Here is a 16,431-nt window from a genome sequence, read left to right as displayed (position 1 = left end):
AGGGGAACCCTGAGGGACTCTGATTCCCTCAGGGTTCCCCTCACGGACTTCGCTTCCCTCACTGCAGCGTGTCCGAGGCCGTCGCGCGCAGCGTTCCCCCGGGTCCGGCGACCGCGACGACGTCGAGTGCGAGCAGATCGTCGAACGCGGCGTCCGCGGCCAGCTCGCGCACCTGGATCTGATACCGCGGCGTCGTCCGGTAAGTGCCGCCCTGTTCGTCGCTCACCGGCACCAGAAAGCCTTGGTCGGCAAGGAAACGCAGCGCCCGAGACACCATGCCGCGCGTGGTGTCCGCCGCCATCCGCCCGTCCTTCGTCGCCGCGGCGGCCGGACGCCGAGCGTACGCGCGCCACGCCTGCTCCAGCTCTGGCGCGTCGGCCAGCGGGTCGTTGTTGGCCTCGGCCAGCTGCGCGCGTTCGTCGAGGACGCGCGCCGCTTCGCGGACCATCGCGTCGACCTGCTCGACGCTCACCCGGCCGATGTAGGTGTCGTTGGCCAGGTCGTCCGGCCGCGGGTAACCGAGCGCAGCCGTTGCGAGGTGGATCAGGCCGTGCAGCACCTTTTCCGTCTCGCGCCGCTCACGGATCTTGGCCTGCCGCGCATAGCTGTCCATCTTGATCTCGAAGACGGACTCGTCGGTGGCCGCCAGCACGCAGCCGGCCTGCTGCGTCACCTCCAGCACCATCAGTCCGAGCCCGGACGCGACCGCGTGGGTGAGCGCCTTGAACGCGTTGTCCTCGCCGTAGCGGCGCACCAGTTCGCCGTACACGACGTCGCGGGCGGGCAGCTGCTTCGGGCGCATCCCGAACGCGACGAGGCGCGCGGCGGCCTCGGCGTCGACGCTCGTGTGCGTCACCGGCATCAGGCGACCTCCTCGGTCTCGTCGTCCGCCCGTTCGACCTCCGCGGTGGACAGCAGCAGATCCGCGCCGCCGAACTCCGGGTCGTCGAGCAGGGTGCCGTCGTCGACGGCGAGCAGCACGTGGCGTTCCCCCTGCCGGCGCGCCGCGCCGACCTCGGGACTGTAAGCGTGCAGCGCACGCAGCGCGACCAGGGACGCCAGGTTCGGCTGCCCCGAGCGGCGCGCGTCCTCCAGCAGCCCGGACAGCCGGCGCGGCACGTCGGGCAGGTCGAGCAGTTCGTCGGCGAGCCGCCACACGTCGTCGCCGAACCGGTCGGTCACCTCGGCGGGCACCAGCTCCGGCTCCGGCACCTCGCCGACCAGCTGGTCGCGCTCCGGGGCGGGCCGCAGCAGCAGCGACACCAGCGAGGACAGCGACGGCACGACCGGCGTCGCGATGCCCGCGACCGCGTGGAAGAAGTGCTCGGCGGGCGCGGTCGCGTCGGCGAGCGGCAGCCCGAGGGTCGGCATCAGGAGCTGGCCGAACAGGTCGATCGTGGCCCGCTGCGGGGGTCCGGAGAACTGCTGGCGGTCCTGTTCGGCGCGGAAGACCGCGCCCGCGTCGGCCAGCCGCGACTGGAGCCGGGTGTGCCGCCGGATGCAGTCGGCGACGATGTCGACCAGCTCGGCCGCGCGGCGCTTGTGGTCGGGATCCTCGGATTCGTCGCGCGCGGTGGTGATGTTCTTCAGGATCGCGTTCTCCGCGCGGAACCGGGACTCGATGTGCCCGAGCGCCGATTCGATCAGCTCCGGCACCTCGCTTTCCCAGTCGACCGCGCGCACGTCGCGGCGGGTCGCGTCGAGCTTCGCGCGCAGCGTCTCGCCGTACTGCACGGTGCGGTAGCGCGCCTGCTCCGCGGCGAGCTTCGCGTCGGCGAGGCGGCCGCGGTTGATCAGGTTCTCCAGCTTCACCTCGGCCGCGATCTGCGCCGATTCGACGTCCGTGTCCAGCGCGCCGACCAGCACGTTGATCGCCTCGTCGGTGGCGCGCAGGTACACCTCGCCGTCCGGCGCGGCCAGTTCGACCAGCAGCTTGAAGTCGAACTGGCGGCGCTGGTAGCCGCCGGGGCCGAGCGAGCCGTACACGCGCCGGAAGCCGCGGTCGGTGGTGCCGACGTTGATCAGGTTGTCCAGCACCCATTTCGCCACGCGCACGTGCTCGTCCGGCATCCGCGACGGCGCCTGCAGCGAGATGAACGGCAGCAGCCGGTCGATCACCTGGTCGTGCCCGGCCCCGGTGTCGAAGTCCATCGCGATGGTGACCTGGTCGATCGTGTGCAGCGCGATCTCGGCCATCTGGTACACCGTGGCGTCGGCCCAGTCGAGCTTCGCCTTGCGCGCGTCGAGGTCGTGCAACGGCGCGGTGCAGGCGAGCGCCTTCAGCCGACGGGTCAGCCCCTCGTCGGCGAGCCCCGCGGCGCCCATCTCGTCGTATCGCACAGCAGGTCAGGCTAGTCGGCCTGTCCGAGCGCCCGCACACGCGGACGGGTAGCGTGGCGGCTATGCGGGAGATGACCAGGGCGGAGTGGTGGGAGTTCGCGAGCGAGGGCACGCGGACCGGGAAGCTGGGGATCGTGCGGGCCAACGGAGCCCCGGTCGTCACGCCCGTGTGGTTCCTGCTGAACGAGGGGCCGAACGGCGACGAGCTGATCTTCACCACCGGCACGGACACGCTCAAGGGCAAGGCCCTGCGCCGCGACCCGCGGATCTCGCTCGCCGTGGACGACCAGCTCCCGCCGTTCTCGTACGTCCAGTTCACCGCCGAGGCGGAACTGCACCACGACTTCGACGAAATGCTGGAGTGGGCCACCCGCCTCGGCGCGCGGTACATGGGCGAGGAGAACGGCCCGGCCTACGGCAAGCGCAACGCCGTCCCCGAAGAATCCCTCGTCCGGGCGAGGATCACGAAGGTGATCGCGCGCGCGGACATCGCCGGGTTCTGACCCGCCGGTCCTCTCGGACAGCGTTCCGCGGCATCCGCTGCGGAGCGTAATGCCGCGATCGCACTATTGACACCGCACCTGCCGAGGGTGTGTGATCTGTCCCGATAAATAGGAAACTTTCCTAACGAAGACGTTCTCTTCCCCGCCGCCGCCCCGATCCCCCTCACGCAGGAGGCCCCCGTGGCACGACGCTCGACGTTGAGCGCGCTGTTCGCCGGTACCGCGGCGACCGCGCTCGGCTGCGCACTGCTGGCCCCCGTGACCGCCACCGCGGCCACCGGGGACTACGAGTCCGAGGACGCGACGCTTTCCCAGGCCAAGATCGCCACGAACCACTCCGGCTACTCCGGCAAGGGATTCGTGGACTTCGAGAACCTCGTCGGCAGCTACGCCGACTATTCGGTCAACGCGGCGCAGGCCGGCACGCACACGCTGACTTTCCGATACGCCAACGGAACCGCCGACGACCGGCCGATGAAGCTCGTCGTCGACGGCGGCGACAAGGGCACGGTTTCCTTCCCCGGCACGGGTTCCTGGGACACGTGGAAGACCGTCACCGCGACCGTCCAGCTCACCGCGGGCGTCAACCACGTGCGCACGGTCTCGGCGTCGGCGAACGGCGGGCCCAACACCGACAAGCTCACCGACAGTTTCTCCGCCCCGGCCGACACCGAACCGCCGACGCCGCCGAAGAACTTCCAGGCGTCGAACATCCGGCCCACCGCGGCGGATTTCCGGTGGGACCCGGCGACGGACAACGTCGGCGTCACGCGGTACGAGATCAACCGCGGCGGCAACACGCTGAAGGTCGTGGACGGCAAAACCACCTCGGCGACCGTCGACCAGCTGACGCCGAACACGTCGTACGACATCTCGGTAATCGCCTACGACGCGGCGGGCAACCCGTCCCAGCCGAGCAACGTCGTCGGCGTGAAAACCCCGCCCAGCGACGACAAAACGCCGCCGAGCGTGCCCGGCTCGCTCAAGGCCACCGGCAGCACTTCGGACAGTATTTCCTTGTCCTGGAAGGCTTCCACCGACGACAGCGGCTCGATCGCGGGCTACGACGTGTACCAGGGCAAGGACATCGTCTCGACCACCACGCAGACCTCGGCGACGGTCACCGACCTCAAGCCGGACACGTCGTACACGTTCACCGTGAAAGCCCGTGACCCCAACGGAAACGCCTCCGCGGCGAGCAACGCGGTCACCGCGAGGACGACCAGCAGCAGCGGTTCCGGTGGCGGAATTCCTTCGTATGACAAGGACATCGCGAAGGTCGACCTCGGCTGGGCGGTCGGTTTCCTGCCGAACGGCAACGCCTTGGTGACCGAACGGGACCGGTTCGAACTGCTGCAGATCACCCCGGACGGCAAGAAGACGACGCTCGGCAAGATCCCCGGCGTGGTCACCACGAACGGCGAGGGCGGGCTGCTCGGGCTGGCGATCTCGCCGCAGTGGAACACCGACCACGCGGTGTACCTGTACCACACGTCGTCCAGCGACAACCGGATCGTGAAGGTCGCCTACGACGGCACCACGCTGTCGAAGACGACCACGCCGGTGCTGACCGGGATGGCGAAAAACCAGTACCACAACGGCGGCCGGATCGCGTTCGGCCCGGACGGCAAGCTGTACGCCACCGTCGGCGACGCGAAGGTCAAGGCCAACGCGCAGAACAAGAGTTCGCTCAACGGCAAGATCCTGCGGCTCAATCCCGACGGTTCCGCGCCGAGCGACAACCCGTTCTACGCCACCGGCGGCAACGCGCGCTATGTCTGGAGCTACGGGCACCGCAACCCGCAGGGCCTCGCTTGGGATTCGCAAGGACGGCTGTGGTCGTCGGAATTCGGCGAGAGCAGCCAGGACGAGCTGAACCTGATCCAGAAGGGCGGCAACTACGGCTGGTCGGCCTGCGAGGGCACGATCGGCGACTGCAAGGGGACGATCGCGCCGAAGAAGACGTGGCCGACCTCGCAGGCCGGGCCGTCCGGGATCGAGATCGTGAACGATTGGATCTACATCGCGGCGGTGACCGGCAAGCAGCTGTTCGTGACGCAGATCAAGGGCGACAGCGTCGGCGACGTGTCGGCGGTGTTCTCCGGCCGCTGGGGCCGGCTGCGCTCGGTGACCAAGACGCCGGACGGGCGCCTCTGGGTGACCTCGACGAACAACGACAAGCTCGGCGGCACGCCGGACACCATCGACAACGTCGTGGTGCAGCTGAAGTTCCCCGGCGCGGCGCTCGCCGGATAAGCCGCGGCAGGGGTGACCGGAGCGGCGCCGGTCACCCCTGCCGCACCTCATTCTTTCAGCAGCTCGTAACAGCGGATGCGCGCCTTCGCGTCGAAAACCGGCACCGTCACCATGATTTCGTCCGCCCCGGTCTGCTTCGCCAGCTCCGCGAGCCGGGCCTGGACCCGCTCCCGCTCGCCATATGCCTGCGCCGCCCGGAACTGTTCGAGCTGCGGCACGATCTCCGGCGCGAACTCGTACCGCGCGGCGTCTTCCGGCGTGAGCAACGGCTGGTCTCCCCCGCCGCCGGTGAGCAGGTGGGACTTGAGCACGTTCATCGGCCCGGAGAGGTACTCGGCCTCGGCCTCGCTGTCGGCGCAGATCGTCTCGACGCACAGCAGCACGTACGGCTCGGACCGCCACTTCGACGGCCGGAACTTCTCCCGGTACCGCTCCAGCGAGGCCGCGGTGTTGTCCGGCCGGATGTGGTGCGCGAACGCGATCGGCAACCCGCGCTCGGCCGCCACCTCCGCCCCCGCCGGGCTGGAACTGAGCAGCCACGGCTCCGGCACCGTCACCCCGCCCGGGAGCACCTTGTCGCTGCCGAGATGCTTCAGAAGCTCGTCGAGATCGGCGTGGTAATCGGCTTCCTGCGCCGGCTCGGCTCCTCGGCGCAAGGCCCGGATGATCTCCGGATCGAGCGCGCCGGGCCCGCGCCCCACGCCGAGATCGACCCGGCCGCCGGTGAGCGCGGACAGGGTGCCGAACTGCTCAGCCAACGCGAACGGCGCGTGATTGGGCGCGAGAACCCCGCCGGACCCGACCCGGACCCGGGACGTCACCGCGCCCGCGTGCGCCGCGAGCACCTGCGGAGAGGCACTGGCGATGGCCGGGGACCCGTGATGCTCGGCGAACCAGAGCCGGCGGTAGCCAAGCTCGTCCACCCGGCGCGCGACGGAGGACAGCGGTTCGAGCGCCGCGGAGGCCGACTGCCCAGCCTCGACCAGCGCGAGTTCAAGTGCGGAGAGCGGCAGATCGATCATGCTCTCTACGGTAGCGAATCCGGTGGTGTGGCGGGGGTGATTTGTCCACTGTGGACGAAGTCTTGACGGCGGGCGGGGCGCGGTGCCGGGAGGGAGTGCCGACACCGGGCAGGTGCCACGCGGAAAGCGCAGTTCTGGGCGATGCGTGGTGCGGAAGACGCAGTGGAACGTCCGTCGGGCGAGGGTTGGCGCGCGGCTCGGCCAGCGGGGGTTGCAGGCCGTCGTGAGTGTTCGGGCCGGTTCCCACCGGTGCGCCCGGCAAGCCGCTCCGAGGCCTAGCGAACTTCCCCGCGCAGGCCGCCACGACCGGACGACGTGGGCAACCGCCTCCTCACGTACGTCACCTTCGGTCTAGGCAGGCCGCCTCCGCGCTCCGAGGCACGCTGAGTCGTGCCCGCGAACCCATCCAGGCAGGAACGCCTCTCCCCACGCAGACTCCGCCAATAGGGCTAGGCAGATCGCCCGCCCAAGCCGCCGCAAACAGAGTTAGACACTGTCGCCCCGCCTCTCGCCCGCTCCCACCTCCGCAGCGGGCTAGACAGTCCCCCAGGCCCCGCCCAACAACCGCCTCAGGCTTCTTCCTCCAGCATCTCCGGGGTCACCGCCGACTCCGTGTCCGGGATGTTCAGCTCCTTCGCCCGCTTGTCCGCCATCGCCAGCAGACGGCGGATTCGGCCGGCCACCGCGTCTTTCGTCATCTGCGGATCGGACAGCTGGCCCAGCTCCTCGAGCGACGCCTGGCGGTTCGACAAGCGCAGCCGGCCGGCCGCGAGGAGGTGGTCCGGGGCGGTGTCTCCCAGGATCTCCAAGGCCCGCTCCACCCGGGCGGCCGCGGCGACGGCGGCGCGGGCCGAGCGGCGCAGGTTGGCGTCGTCGAAATTCGCGAGGCGGTTGGCGGTCGCTCGCACCTCTCGGCGCATCCGGCGTTCTTCCCACTGCAGCACGCTCGTGTGCGCGCCCAGGCGGGTCAGCAAGGCCCCGATGGCGTCGCCGTCCCGGACGACGACTCGGTCCGCGCCCCGCACCTCACGGGACTTCGCCTGGATGCCCATCCGCCTTGCCGCGCCGACCAGCGCCAGGGCCGCTTCCGGGCCGGGGCAGGTGACTTCCAGGGACGACGAGCGGCCCGGTTCGGTCAGCGAGCCGTGGGCCAGGAAGGCGCCTCGCCAGGCCGCTTCCGCGTCGGCCACTCCGCCGGACACCACCGCGGCGGGCAGGCCTCGCACGGGGCGGCCGCGCTGGTCGATCAGACCCGTCTGGCGCGCCAGGCCCTCGCCGTCCTTCACCACGCGCACGACGTACCGCGTCCCCTTGCGCAGGCCGCCGCTCGCGGTGATCACGTGCACGTCCGAATGATGTCCGTACAGCTCGTGGATCTCCTTGCGCAGCCGCCGCGCGACCGAACCCGTGTCCAGCTCCGCCTCGACCACCACCCGGCCGGCCACGATGTGCAGCCCGCCCGCGAAGCGAAGCAGCGACGCGACCTCCGCCCGGCGCGGCCCGATCTTCGTGATCTCGAGCCGGCTCAGTTCGTCCTTCACCGCGGCGGTCATCGCCATGTACTGCCCCTCCTGCCTTTCGCTGCGCGCCCGCCGTCACCCACAGTGCTCCCCGCCGAGGCCGAGTGCCTCTCGCACGCGCTGGGCGAGCGCACCAGGATCATGCCGTCCCGCCACGACCGGGTCGGCCACCGCCCCCAGGCAGGCCCTCGCTCCGAGGCGTTCGGCCGCCCGGCGCAGGCTTGCCGGGTCAGGGACGGAATCACGGTCCGCGATCACGGCGTCGACCCGCAGCGCGGGCGCGTGTTCGAAGAGTACGTCCAGATGCCGCTCCGGGGAGAATCCGCCGGTTTCCCCCGGTTGGGGGACAAGATTCAGCACGACGACCTTGGTCGCCGTCGTGCGCACGAGCGCGTCGTGCAGATCCGGGACGAGCAGGTGCGGCAGCACGCTGGTGAACCACGACCCGGGGCCGAGGAACACGACGTCCGCCTCCAGCACCGCCTCGATCGCCTCCGGGCAGCCGCGCGGCGGGCGTTCCTGGCGGCCGGCCGGGTGCAGCGAGATGCGGTGCACCTGGCCGGGCGTGCTGGCGACCGCGACCTGGCCGCGGATCCGCCGGATCGCGTCCGGGTCCTCGCTGTCCAGGCCGCTGACCTCGCCCTCGATCTCCAGCGGCTCGGGCGACATCGGCAGCACCCGGCCGGAGATCCCCATCAGCCTGCTCGCCTCGTCGAGCGCGGCCACCGGGTCGCCGAGCACCTCGAACAGCCCGGCGAGCAGCAGGTTGCCGACGGCGTGCCCGGCGAGCGCGCCGTCGCCGCCGAAGCGGTGCTGGAAGACCTCCGCCCACAGCCGCCCGCCGTCCTCCGCGGCGAAGGCGGCGAACGCCTGGCGCAGGTCGCCCGGCGGCAGCAGCCCCAGTTCGCGCCGGAGCCTGCCGGACGACCCGCCGTCGTCGGCCACCGTCACCACCGCCGTGACGGCGCGGGTGATCCGCCGGAGCGCGGTCAGCGTCGCGTGCAGCCCGTGTCCTCCGCCCAGCGCCACCGCGCGCACGTCACTCCCGGCCAAGATCCCGGTGCACCACCTTTACTGCCATGCCGTCCTCATTGGACAGTCGCTGGGCGAGTTCCTCGGAGATCGCGACGCTGCGGTGCTTGCCGCCGGTGCAGCCGACCGCGAGCGTCAGGTACCGCTTGCCCTCGCGCTTGTAGCCCGCGCCGATGAGCCGCAGCAGCTGGTGGTAGCGGTCGAGGAATTCCTCGGCGCCTTCCTGAGACAGCACGTAATTGCGCACCTCGCCGTCGAGGCCGGTGTGCTCGCGCAGCTCCGGGATCCAGAACGGGTTCGGCAGGAACCGCACGTCCATCACCAGGTCGGCGTCCATCGGCAAACCGTACTTGTAGCCGAACGACAGTACGGTGACGCGGGTCTGCGTGCTGGCCTCGGAACCGAACGCGTCCTCGATTTTCGCGCGCAGGTCGTGCACCGACAGCGCGGACGTGTCGAGCACCAGGTCGGCTTCCTCGCGCAGCGGCGAAAGCAGTTTCCGCTCGGCGGTGATGCCGTCGGCGAGCCTGCCGTCGCCCTGCATCGGGTGGCCGCGGCGGACCGATTCGAAGCGGCGCACCAGCACCGCGTCGGTGGCCTCCAGGAACAGCACGCGCGGCTTGTACCCGCGCGCGTCCAGGTCCTTGATCACCGAGGCCAGGTCGTCGGTGAACGCGCGCGAGCGCACGTCCATCACCACCGCGACCTTCGTGATCGCCCCCCGCGCCTGCGCGCCGAGCTCGACCATCGTGGCGATCAGCTCCGGCGGCAGGTTGTCGACCACGAACCAGCCGAGGTCCTCCAGGCATTTGGCCGCCGTGGAGCGGCCCGCGCCGGACAGGCCGGACACGACCGCGACCTCCATCCCGCTGCCCCGTTTTTCCTCTTCCGCACTCACGTCTGCGCTTCCTTCCCGATCACGACCCCTGGTCCCCTCCCGGCACTGCTTGCGGTGCGGAGCCGGTCTCCCCGGCCAGCGCCGCCACCACGGCCTCGGCAGTGCGCCTGCCGAAACCGGGCACCGCTTCGATTTCCTCGACCCGGGCCTGCTTGAGCTTCTTCACCGAGCCGAAGTGCTTGATCAGCGCGGTGCGCCGAGCCTGCCCGAGTCCGGGCACACTGTCCAATTCGGACGCCTGCATGCGCTTGGCGCGTTTTTCGCGGTGGTAGCGAATGGCGAACCGGTGCGCCTCGTCGCGCAGCCGCTGCAGCAGGAACAGCGCGTCGGACGTGCGCGGCAGGATCATCGGATCCGGTTCCCCCGGCAGCCACACCTCTTCGAGCCGCTTCGCGAGCCCGACGACGGCGATGTCGGTGATGCCCAGTTCGGCGAGCACGTCCGCGGCCGCGGTGGCCTGCGGGCCCGCGCCGTCGACGACCAGCAGGTTCGGCGGATAGGCGAACTTGCGCGGGCGGCCGGTCTCCGGGTCGATCCCGGCGCGCACCGGCTGGATCGCCTCGTCCCCCGCTTCCTCGCCGGTCTCGTCCGCGGTTTCCGTTGTCTCCGCCGCGTTTTCGGCCGTTTCCTTGAGATAGCGGTAGAACCGCCGCCGCACGACCTCGGCGATGGACGCGACGTCGCCCTCGGTCGCCGCCTCGCGCAGCGCGAACTTGCGGTACTCGGACTTGCGCGGCAGCCCGTCCTCGAACACCACCAGCGACGCCACGACGTCGCTGCCCTGGATGTGGCTGATGTCGATGCATTCGATCCGCAGCGGCGCGGTGTCCAGCGCCAGGTAGTCCTGGAGTTCCTGCAGCGCCGCGGACCGCGCGGTGAGGTCGCCCGCGCGGCGCAGTTTGTGCTGGGTGAACGCTTCCTTGGCGTTGCGCTCCACCGTTTCCGCGAGCGCCTTCTTGTCGCCGCGCTGCGCGACCCGCAGCCGCACCCGCGACCCGCGCAGGCCGGACAGCCACTCCTCGACCGCCTCCGCGTCCGCGGGCAGCTCCGGCACCAGCACCTCGCGCGGGACGACCGGCCCGGTCTCGAGGTCGTCGCGGCCCGCGCGGTCGGATTCCTCGCCGTAGAACTGGGTGAGGAAGTGGTCGACCAGGGCCTGGACGTCCATCTCCTCGGCCTTGTCGATCACCCAGCCGCGCTGCCCGCGCACGCGCCCGCCGCGCACGTGGAACACCTGGACGGCGGCCTCGAGCTCGTCGTGTGCGAAGGCGACGACATCGGCGTCGGTGCCGTCGCCGAACACCACGGCCTGCTTCTCCATCGCGCGCCGCAACGCGCCCAGGTCGTCCCGCAGCCGCGCGGCGCGTTCGAACTCCAGCTCCTCGGACGCGGCGGCCATCTCGCGTTCGAGCCGCTTCATCATCGCGTCCGTGCGGCCGGCGAGGAAGTCGCAGAAGTCCTCGACGATCGCCCGGTGCTCGTCCGCGGACACCCGGCCGACGCACGGCGCCGAGCATTTGTCGATGTACCCGAGCAGGCACGGCCGCCCGATCTGCCCGTGCCGCCGGAAGACGCCCGCGGAACAGGTGCGGGCGGGGAAAACGCGCAGGAGGAGGTCGAGCGTCTCGCGGATCGCCCACGCGTGCGAGTACGGCCCGAAGTAGCGGACGCCCTTCTTGCGCGCGCCGCGGTAGACGTGCAGCCGGGGGAATTCCTCGTTCAGCGTGACCGCGAGGACCGGGTAGCTCTTGTCGTCGCGGTAGCGGACGTTGAAGCGGGGGTCGAACTCCTTGATCCAGTTGTACTCCAGCTGGAGCGCCTCGACCTCGGTGCCGACGACGGTCCACTCGACGCTCGCCGCGGTGGTGACCATCTGCCGCGTGCGCGGATGAAGGCCGGACAGGTCGGCGAAGTACGAGTTCAGCCTGCTGCGCAGGCTCTTCGCTTTGCCGACGTAGATGACCCGCTTGGCGTCGTCGCGGAACTTGTAGACGCCAGGCGAGTCCGGGATGCTCCCCGGCTGAGGTCGGTAGGTGGTCGGATCAGCCACGTGCCCCACTGTATGGCGAGGGTCCGACAGTTTCCGTGAGACCCCACGCTCCGGGCGGGTGCGTCCAGGCTCAGTCGATGCGGGCCGCGAGATTTCCGACGCTGCGGTGTGCGGCCCGGTGTCCGTGGCCCCGCCGTCGCCGCACAGCTTTCAGCCAGCTCGCCCACGGTCATCGGTCGCCAACCCGATCCCGAGCCACACAGCCCGCCTGCCGTAGCCTAGCCTCGCCGACCCGCCGAACGATCAGGGAGCAGCCATGACCGTCCGCGTCGCCACCTGGAACGTCAATTCCATCGTTCCCCGGCTGCCGCGCGTGCTCGACTGGCTCGACAACACCGCGCCGGATGTCCTCTGCCTGCAGGAACTCAAGAACACCACCGAGGCCTTCCCCGCGGACGAGATCGTCGCGCGCGGATACGAGGTCGCCGCGTACGGGCTGGGGCGGTGGAACGGCGTCGCGATCCTCTCGAAGATCGGGCTCGACGACGTGGTGCGCGGGCTGCCGGGCGAACCGGGCTTCGACGGGAAAGCCGAGGCGCGCGCGATCGGCGCAACGTGCGGCGGGATCCGCGTCTGGTCGGTGTACGTGCCGAACGGGCGGGAGCCGCAGAATCCGCACTACGCCTACAAACTCGAGTGGTTCGAGAAGCTCAGCGACCTGGTCGGCGAAGAACTCCGGCACGCGCGCCCGTTCGCGGTGCTGGGCGATTTCAACGTCGCGCCCACGGACGAAGACGTCTGGGACATCTCGGTTTTCGCCGAGTCCACGCACGTCACCGAGCCCGAGCGGGCCGCGTTGAAGAAGCTGCGCGACGCCGGGCTGTCCGACGTGTTCCCGCGGCCGCTGAAGTACGACCACCCGTTCACGTACTGGGACTACCGCGCCGGGAATTTCCCCAACAACAAGGGAATGCGCATCGATCTCGTCTACGGGAACGAGGTTTTCGCCAAGGCGGTCACCGATTCCTACGTGGACCGCGAAGCCCGCAAGGGCAAGGGACCGTCCGACCACGCGCCGATCGTCGTGGATCTGGAGCTGGATCCGGAGCGGTAAGAACTCAAGCCTCGGTGGCGGCGCGGTGCAGCTTTCGCAGCGCGCGCACCGCCGTCACCGCGCGTTCCCGGTCCACGGCCTGCACGGCCATCACCGAGAAGTACTCGTCGTCCGGCAGTTCCAGCCGAGCCCACGAAGCACCGTCGGGAAAGCTGATCGACAGCACTTGATCCCACGTAAACGCGCGGCGCGCGAGCACATTGCGGACCTCGATCCCGGTGGCGTCCGCGCGGACCCGCGCATTGCCGAACAGCATCGTGCCCGCCGACAGCGCGACGCCGATGCCGATCATCGCGATCTGGTCCGACGCCTCGAACACGACGCCGGTGTGCGAACTGCGCAGCAGGACCGCGACCACCACGAACGCCGCGAGCAGCGCCACCGCCAGCACGCTGCACATGATCAGCGCCCGGCGCGGCCGGATCACGAGGGTGGCCTGCTGCTCGGTCATCACGCTCACACGAATCCCCGCTCGGTCCACGGCTTGCCGAGGCCGCGCAGCACGTGCGCGGTGTCGAGCGCCGCCACGGCCGCCTCGTAACCCTTGTCCTCCACCGAGCCGGGCATGCCGGAGCGGTCCAGCGCCTGCTGTTCGGTGTCGCAGGTCAGCACGCCGTTGCCGACCGGAGTGCTCTCGTCGAGCGCGACCCGGGTGAGGCCGGCGGTGACCGCGTCGCACACGTACTCGAAGTGCGGGGTGCCGCCGCGGATCACGACGCCCAGCGCGACGACCGCGTCGTGGTTGCGGGCCAGCGCCTGCGCCGCGACCGGGAGCTCCACCGCGCCCGCGACGCGGATGACCGTGGGCTCTTCCTCCAGCCCGGCGTCCTTCGCCGCGGCGAGCGCGCGCTCGAGCAGCACGTCGGTGATCTTCGCGTTCCACCGCGTCGCGACGACCGCCAGCCGCAGGGACTTGCAGTCGCGCAGGTCGAGCGCGGCGTCCGGCCGCCCCTCGCCGCTCATCGCGTGGTGTCCTCCTCGGTGCCCGGGTCGGACGCGCCGACCTGGTCGTAGTGCTCGAGCTGGCTGAGGTCGTGCCCCATCCGGTCGCGCTTCGTGCGCAGGTACCGCAGGTTTTCCGGGTTCGGCGAGATCGGCAGCGCGACCCGCCCGGTGACGCGCAGGCCGTAGCCCTCGAGGCCGACCCGCTTCGCCGGGTTGTTCGTGAGCAGCCGCATCGACCGGACGCCGAGGTCGCACAGGATCTGCGCGCCGGTGCCGTAGTCGCGCGCGTCCGCCGGGACGCCCAGCGCGAGGTTCGCGTCGACGGTGTCCGCGCCCGCGTCCTGCAGCTGGTAGGCCTGCAGCTTGTGCAGCAGGCCGATGCCGCGGCCCTCGTGCCCGCGGATGTACAGCACGACCCCGCGGCCCTCGTCGGCCACCTTCTGCAGCGCGGCGTCCAGCTGCGGGCCGCAGTCGCAGCGCAGCGAGCCGAACACGTCGCCGGTGAGGCATTCGGAGTGCACCCGGACCAGGATGTCCTCGCCGTCGCCGATTTCGCCGTACACGAAGGCGACGTGCTCGATCCCGTCGAGCAGGCTGTCGTACCCGACCGCGCGGAACGTGCCCGCGGCCAGCGGGATCCGCGCCTCGGCGACGCGTTCGACCTGCTTCTCGGTGCGCCGCCGGTAGGCGATCAGCTCCGCGATCGAGATGATCTTGAGGTCGTGGTCGGCGGCGAACACCTCCAGCTCGTCGCGCCGGGCCATGTCGCCCTCGTCCTTCTGCGACACGATCTCGCAGAGCACGCCCGCCGGGTGCAGCCCGGCCAGCCGGGCCAGGTCGATCGCCGCCTCGGTGTGGCCGGGACGGCGCAGCACGCCGCCCTCCTTGGCGCGCAGCGGCACCACGTGCCCGGGGCGGCGGAAGTCCTTCGCGGTGGCTTCGGGGTCGGCCAGCAGCCGGATGGTGTGCGCCCGGTCCACGGCGGAGATGCCGGTGCTGATGCCCTCGGCCGCGTCCACGGTCACGCTGTAGGCGGTGCCGCGGGCGTCCTGGTTCGTGTGGAACATCGGCGGCAGGTCGAGCCGGTCGGCCTCGGCCTCGGTCAGCGGGACGCAGATGTAGCCCGAGGTGTAGCGCACCATGAACGCGAGCAGCTCCGGCGTCGCCTTCTCGGCGGCGAAAATGAGGTCGCCCTCGTTCTCGCGGTCCTCGTCGTCGACGACCACCACGGCGCGCCCGGCGGCGATGTCCGCGATCGCGGCCTCGACCGCGTCCACGTCGACCGCCGCGCCCGCTCCGCACGGGGTCAGTCCCGTCTGCGGCCCGGCCGCCTTCGTCTCGCTCACGGGTGCTCCTTTGCTCCTGCCGCCAGGTGGATGTCACACATTGTGCGCGTTCGCCGCCACGTGTGGCGCAGTGAGCTTCTCCACGTATTTGGCGACGACGTCCACTTCGAGGTTCACGTGATCGCCTTCTTCCCGCCTGCCGAGGGTCGTCGCCTCGAGCGTGGTGGGGATCAACGCGACCGAAAACCGGTCCTCGGCGATGCTCGCGACGGTGAGCGAAACGCCGTCGACGGCGATCGAGCCCTTCTCCACGACGTACCGCGCCAAGGCCGGGGGCAGGGAGAACGTCGTCACGCCGCGCTCGTCGCGGGAGAGGAAGACGCCGGTGCCGTCGACGTGGCCCTGCATGATGTGCCCGCCGAGCCGTCCGCCCGCCGGGGTCGCGCGCTCGAGGTTCACCGCGTCGCCGACGGCCACCTTCGCGAGGCTCGAACGCTGGAGTGTCTCGTTCACCACATCGACGGTGAACTCGCCGCCGGAGACCGTGACGACGGTCAGGCAGACGCCGCTGACCGCGATCGAATCGCCGTGGCCCGCGTCCGAGGTGACCAGCGGGCCGCGCACGGTGAGCCGAGCCGCGTCGGTGAGCTGCTCTACCGCGGTGACCTCGCCGACCTCTTCGACAATTCCCGTGAACACTGCTGCCTCCTCGCCCGGCCACCGCCGTCGGTGGCCCCTCCATCCAACACCCGCCCGGCCCCGGGAGCTTCCCGGGCCGACGTCAGCTGACGCGGAGGCGGGCGGCCTGTTCGCGCAGCGCGGCGACGGCCCGGCCCGGGTCCTCGGCGCCGTAGACGGCCGAGCCCGCGACGAAGCAGTCGACGCCCGCTTCGGCGGCCTGTTCGATGGTGTCGGAGTTGATCCCGCCGTCGATCTCGACGACCAGCTTCAGGTGCCCGGTGTCGACCAGCCGGCGCGCGGTGCGCACCTTCTCCAGCACGTCGGCGATGAACGACTGCCCGCCGAAGCCCGGCTCGACCGACATGACCAGCAGCGTGTCGTAGTGCTTGAGGGTTTCGAGGTGCGGCTCGAGCGGAGTGCCCGGCTTGATCGACAGACCCGCCTTCGCACCCGCGGCGCGCAGGTTCTTCGCCAGCATGACCGGGTCCTTGGCGGCTTCCACGTGCACCGTGACGTTGTACGCGCCGGCCTCGGCGTACCCGATCGCCCAGCGGTCCGGGTCGTCGATCATCAGGTGGCAGTCGAGCGGCAGGTCGGTCGACTTCAGCAGCGACTGGACCACCGGCAGGCCGAGGGTCAGGTTGGGCACGAAGTGCGCGTCCATGACGTCCACGTGCACCCAGTCGGCCCGCGTCTCCCCGGGGTGCGCGACGGCCGCGATCTCCTCGCCGAGCTTGGCGAAGTCGGCGGACAGGATGCTGGGTGCGATGAGAGGTGAAGCCACGACCCGAGTGTAAGAGGACCCGGTTCCGGCCTGTTCACCGGCCGTGACCGCACCGGAGTT

At 70.7% G+C, this 16,431-nt stretch carries 15 protein-coding genes; 3 read left to right on the top strand and 12 right to left on the bottom strand.

The features are described 5' to 3' along the window. Positions 1-58: 58 nt before the first annotated feature. Positions 59-862 (bottom strand): hypothetical protein, encoded by an 804-nt coding sequence (locus tag CU254_RS11660; RefSeq protein ID WP_009075875.1) that lies wholly within the window; start codon positions 860-862, stop codon positions 59-61. After that, positions 862-2,325, bottom strand: a complete 1,464-nt coding sequence (locus tag CU254_RS11655) for a hypothetical protein (protein WP_037713358.1) — start codon at positions 2,323-2,325, stop codon at positions 862-864. Before CU254_RS11655 ends, CU254_RS11660 begins: the two co-directional genes overlap by 1 nt. Before the next feature lie 77 nt (positions 2,326-2,402). Here CU254_RS11655 and CU254_RS11650 point away from each other — a divergent pair, with 77 nt between their 5' ends. After that, positions 2,403-2,843 (top strand): PPOX class F420-dependent oxidoreductase, encoded by a 441-nt coding sequence (locus CU254_RS11650; RefSeq protein ID WP_009075871.1) that lies wholly within the window; start codon positions 2,403-2,405, stop codon positions 2,841-2,843. Between the two features lie 180 nt (positions 2,844-3,023). After that, positions 3,024-5,099, top strand: a complete 2,076-nt coding sequence (locus tag CU254_RS11645) for a PQQ-dependent sugar dehydrogenase (protein WP_009075870.1) — start codon at positions 3,024-3,026, stop codon at positions 5,097-5,099. A 47-nt stretch (positions 5,100-5,146) separates the two neighbouring features. On the opposite strand, the gene CU254_RS11640 is transcribed toward CU254_RS11645, so the two are convergent. From CU254_RS11640 to uvrC, 5 genes are all read right to left on the bottom strand, one after another. Then, complete coding sequence (locus tag CU254_RS11640; RefSeq protein ID WP_009075868.1) at positions 5,147-6,121, bottom strand: LLM class flavin-dependent oxidoreductase; 975 nt, start codon at positions 6,119-6,121, stop codon at positions 5,147-5,149. Positions 6,122-6,690: 569 nt separating this feature from the next. After that, positions 6,691-7,680, bottom strand: a complete 990-nt coding sequence (whiA, locus tag CU254_RS11635; RefSeq protein WP_037359142.1) for a DNA-binding protein WhiA — start codon at positions 7,678-7,680, stop codon at positions 6,691-6,693. Positions 7,681-7,716: 36 nt separating this feature from the next. Continuing rightward, positions 7,717-8,679: a uridine diphosphate-N-acetylglucosamine-binding protein YvcK gene (gene yvcK, locus CU254_RS11630; RefSeq protein WP_037713356.1), complete on the bottom strand. Its 963-nt coding sequence runs from the start codon at positions 8,677-8,679 to the stop codon at positions 7,717-7,719. A 1-nt stretch (position 8,680) separates the two neighbouring features. Continuing rightward, on the bottom strand, positions 8,681-9,538 hold the full coding sequence (gene rapZ, locus CU254_RS11625; protein ID WP_020658140.1) for an RNase adapter RapZ: 858 nt from the start codon (positions 9,536-9,538) through the stop codon (positions 8,681-8,683). A 52-nt stretch (positions 9,539-9,590) separates the two neighbouring features. Further along, positions 9,591-11,621: an excinuclease ABC subunit UvrC gene (gene uvrC / locus CU254_RS11620; RefSeq protein ID WP_078560745.1), complete on the bottom strand. Its 2,031-nt coding sequence runs from the start codon at positions 11,619-11,621 to the stop codon at positions 9,591-9,593. Positions 11,622-11,877: 256 nt separating this feature from the next. Between uvrC and CU254_RS11615 the strand changes: the two genes are divergently transcribed. Then, on the top strand, positions 11,878-12,675 hold the full coding sequence (locus CU254_RS11615; RefSeq protein WP_009075856.1) for an exodeoxyribonuclease III: 798 nt from the start codon (positions 11,878-11,880) through the stop codon (positions 12,673-12,675). 4 nt (positions 12,676-12,679) lie between these two features. Here CU254_RS11615 and CU254_RS11610 read toward each other — a convergent pair whose 3' ends face one another. The 5 genes from CU254_RS11610 to rpe all read right to left on the bottom strand — a co-directional run bounded on the left by CU254_RS11610 (position 12,680) and on the right by rpe (position 16,371). Next, positions 12,680-13,126, bottom strand: coding sequence for a PH domain-containing protein (locus CU254_RS11610; RefSeq protein WP_037716947.1), 447 nt, complete (start codon positions 13,124-13,126; stop codon positions 12,680-12,682). A gap of 5 nt (positions 13,127-13,131) precedes the next feature. After that, positions 13,132-13,638 carry a 6,7-dimethyl-8-ribityllumazine synthase gene (gene ribH, locus CU254_RS11605; RefSeq protein ID WP_009075850.1) on the bottom strand — a complete coding sequence of 169 codons (507 nt, stop codon included), beginning with the start codon at positions 13,636-13,638 and terminating at the stop codon, positions 13,132-13,134. Beyond that, a complete protein-coding gene (locus tag CU254_RS11600; protein ID WP_037713351.1) occupies positions 13,635-14,966 on the bottom strand; it encodes a bifunctional 3,4-dihydroxy-2-butanone-4-phosphate synthase/GTP cyclohydrolase II in 1,332 nt (443 codons plus the stop codon). The genes ribH and CU254_RS11600 overlap by 4 nt, the downstream gene beginning before the upstream one ends. Before the next feature lie 33 nt (positions 14,967-14,999). Further along, positions 15,000-15,605 carry a riboflavin synthase gene (locus CU254_RS11595; protein WP_009075846.1) on the bottom strand — a complete coding sequence of 202 codons (606 nt, stop codon included), beginning with the start codon at positions 15,603-15,605 and terminating at the stop codon, positions 15,000-15,002. Between the two features lie 82 nt (positions 15,606-15,687). Next, entirely contained in the window at positions 15,688-16,371 is a 684-nt protein-coding gene (rpe, locus tag CU254_RS11590) for a ribulose-phosphate 3-epimerase (RefSeq protein ID WP_009075844.1), read from the bottom strand. Positions 16,372-16,431 lie beyond the last annotated feature (60 nt).

The sequence above is a fragment of the Amycolatopsis sp. AA4 genome (genome assembly GCF_002796545.1).
Lineage (GTDB): Bacteria > Actinomycetota > Actinomycetes > Mycobacteriales > Pseudonocardiaceae > Amycolatopsis.
This window is presented reverse-complemented; position numbering and strand designations above follow the sequence as displayed.